This window comes from Prolinoborus fasciculus (genome assembly GCF_056724605.1).
The window spans coordinates 1-2,725 of record NZ_JBWZQN010000118.1 but is presented as its reverse complement, the minus strand read 5'-3'; the positions used below and the strand labels follow the sequence as shown (position 1 = coordinate 2,725).

At 41.6% G+C, this 2,725-nt stretch carries 5 protein-coding genes and 1 pseudogene; 5 read left to right on the top strand and 1 reads right to left on the bottom strand.

Going from position 1 to position 2,725, the window contains the following annotated elements:
* The coding region (locus AC1P5O_RS16385; RefSeq protein WP_487046812.1) for a transposase at positions 1-181 on the bottom strand (181 nt) is incomplete at its 3' end.
* A 60-nt stretch (positions 182-241) separates the two neighbouring features.
* Between AC1P5O_RS16385 and AC1P5O_RS16380 the strand changes: the two are divergent.
* The 5 genes and pseudogenes from AC1P5O_RS16380 to AC1P5O_RS16360 form a co-directional block, all read left to right on the top strand.
* Positions 242-574, top strand: a pseudogene (locus AC1P5O_RS16380) (DUF2280 domain-containing protein); the annotation flags it as partial.
* Positions 575-1,063 carry a phage virion morphogenesis protein gene (locus tag AC1P5O_RS16375; RefSeq protein ID WP_004279611.1) on the top strand — a complete coding sequence of 163 codons (489 nt, stop codon included), beginning with the start codon at positions 575-577 and terminating at the stop codon, positions 1,061-1,063.
* Positions 1,038-1,460 carry a phage tail terminator protein gene (locus AC1P5O_RS16370; RefSeq protein WP_004279612.1) on the top strand — a complete coding sequence of 141 codons (423 nt, stop codon included), beginning with the start codon at positions 1,038-1,040 and terminating at the stop codon, positions 1,458-1,460. The genes AC1P5O_RS16375 and AC1P5O_RS16370 overlap by 26 nt, the downstream gene beginning before the upstream one ends.
* 9 nt (positions 1,461-1,469) lie before the next feature.
* Positions 1,470-1,643, top strand: coding sequence for a hypothetical protein (locus AC1P5O_RS16365; protein ID WP_004279614.1), 174 nt, complete (start codon positions 1,470-1,472; stop codon positions 1,641-1,643).
* On the top strand, positions 1,643-2,386 hold the full coding sequence (locus AC1P5O_RS16360; protein ID WP_004279617.1) for a phage tail tube protein: 744 nt from the start codon (positions 1,643-1,645) through the stop codon (positions 2,384-2,386). The genes AC1P5O_RS16365 and AC1P5O_RS16360 overlap by 1 nt, the downstream gene beginning before the upstream one ends.
* Positions 2,387-2,725: the final 339 nt, after the last annotated feature.

Sequence of the window (2,725 nt, the reverse complement as noted above, 5' to 3'; positions counted from 1 at the left end):
TAATAGGATTTTGCTGATCTAAATGCTTTTGATGCCAGGCACGAAGTGTTTCAGGAGTACAACCAATCTTAGGCGCAATTGCTGTGATTGCAGCCCAAGTAGAAGGATAATCTTTTTCAGATTCAATCAATAATTGAACCGCTCTTTCTCTGATTTCAGGGGTATATTTTAATTTTGTCATCGGGGTAGTCTCTCAGAATATTGACTCTCCGACAAACCCGGTACGGTTCAGTGTGAAAACTATGACCCGACTAAATATGCAGGTCGCAATCTCGGGAAAAAACTTGCAGATCTATTCAACCAGACTCGTAAGAAATTTGATGAAGGTTTGATAGATATTCCAATTGCTAGTAAGTATTACCGGCTTAAGCAATATCAGAAGCAACTTGAAAAAACCAAGAATGCAAAATTAGCACTCAAGATTCTTGAACAGGCTGCTAAAGATGTAGGTGGTCAATTCACTAACCGACAAGAAATTACCGGTAAGGACGGCGAAGCATTACAAACAACAGTTGTGCACGCTACCCAAGACCAAGTTGAAGCTGCTGTAAAGAAGGCCCAAGAGGAATACTAAATGGATCTGCAAACACAGGTTGAAAAGAAGCTGTGTGAAGATGAGCATTTATATTTCACCCGGCGTTTCTTTAAGCCCCGAATGGGCTTCAAATTTACGGTGAACTGGCACCATGTTTATATCTCTTGGATCATTGATCAGGTGATAGCTGGTGAGATTGCGAACGTAGTTATCAATGTTCCACCAGGGGCCGGAAAAACTGAACTGACCACCAACCTAATTCCACGCGGCTTAGCCTTAAATGCCCGTTCCCGGTTTCTGTATTTGTCATTCTCCCAATCATTGGTTGCACCCCATCTACATTACGGCGCAACAATCCTACCTAAGAATGGCCAATACATTACTTTTGCAGTGGGTGGTCAATATCGGAAAGTTAAGCAGTCGATTTTACCGCCTCGAACACAGTTAGGGATCAATGCAGAAGATGAAGCCATGGTTTTAGATATTGTCGGGAGTTTTATAGATGAGCACCTTCTTCGCGGTACGTGATGAGATTGCAGAAAAGCTGAAAGAAATTCCAGAACTTCTAAAGATCTATACGCCGTTAAACTCAGTCAGCGTAACAGAGATGTCACAAGTCACGCCATCTGCGCATGTCAATTTTGTCCGTATCGACAAGAAAGCCAGTGCAGGTCGTGGAAGTATCAATCAGATCGGTCAGCAATGGGCGGTTACGGTGGCATGTCGCAATGCTCAATCTCAAATGACCGATGGACGTGCTGTAAGTGATGAAGCGGGGCTTTTGACCGAGAAAGTAATTCAACTACTTTCCGGTTGGCAGCCTCAAGCATCACGCACGGCACTGGATTTCATATCGGTTCGGGATGGTTATAGTCCGGGCTTTGCATACATCACGATTATTTTTGAATCACAAAAATTCATTTAGGAGCCAGTCATGGTGAAACAATACAAGGCAACTCAGCCTGTCGGTCGCTTTAAAAAGGGCGATGTCGTTGGCGGATTGGGTGATGCTCAGATCAAAAAATTAGTGGCAGATGGCGTGATTCAGGAAGTACCTGAAGCTAAAGCCGCTGCTCCAGCCAAGAAAACCACAGGGGATGAAAAGTAATGGCTAAATCAGATTTAATCTCGCTTCAAGGCGAGCTTCATTTGGCGAAGATGGTTAATAGTGTGCCATCTGCCTTATTGCCCGTTGGTAATACACCGGAATTGCAGATCGCAATCTCTAGTGAATCCACTGATCACTATGAAAGTAAAACCGGCCTCCGTGCTAAGGATGCGGTACTACGCAAACAAACTGCAGTGGCTATCTCTGGTACGCTTGAAGAAGTAACAAAGCAAAACTTAGCAATGGTCCTAAGTGGCAAATCAATCGAAATCCCTGAAACTCAGCTGACTGATATTACTCTGGGTGCTGTAGAAGCTGGCGCCATGATTGACTTAGGACATCGTAATTTAAGTGAAGTGGATTTTAAAGACAGCTCGGATGTTGCCATCACTTCAGATAAATATGTACTGGATGCTGTTTACGGCACAGTCATTTTTAATGAAGCTATTGTTGGTTCAGTTAAGTTTTCTGCCAAAGCCGGTGCTAAGACACGTACTACAATTGCAACTAACCTAGGTAATGAATATCGCTTGCTGTTTAAAGGCATTGATACTGTTACAGGCGATAAGGTGATCTTAACTTTATGGCGCGTCGAATTTTCGCCAGATACCGAGTTTGATCTAATTCATGAGGACTTCGGATCTTATTCAATTGAAGGTGAAGCACTGGCAGATATCTCTAAAGCTAATGATGAAGAGCTAAGTGTATTTGGTCATATTGAGCGTTTTAGCGTAGCTGCATAAACCCATAAACCATACAGGCACAAAGAAATCCACGGCGCATTAGCGTCTTTTTTTGTGCCTGCCTTATAGTAATAAGTCTTAAAACATTTAAGATGAAACTTAATAAATAGTAAAAAATAAAGATTATGTAATCTTTTGTTATTCTAATTTTCATCTGATGGGGATATAAAAGATATTCACTTCACGTTAAGAATAAAACTGCTATGACTAAAATAACCTGAGTTCGATGAAATATTTTAGCTTTTTAGCAAGTTTTGGAAAGTTGGCTTATTTGGATTTAAGCAATAAGCCACTATAGCAGCCATAATATTCACCATAAAGTTATTCACCGAACGATGA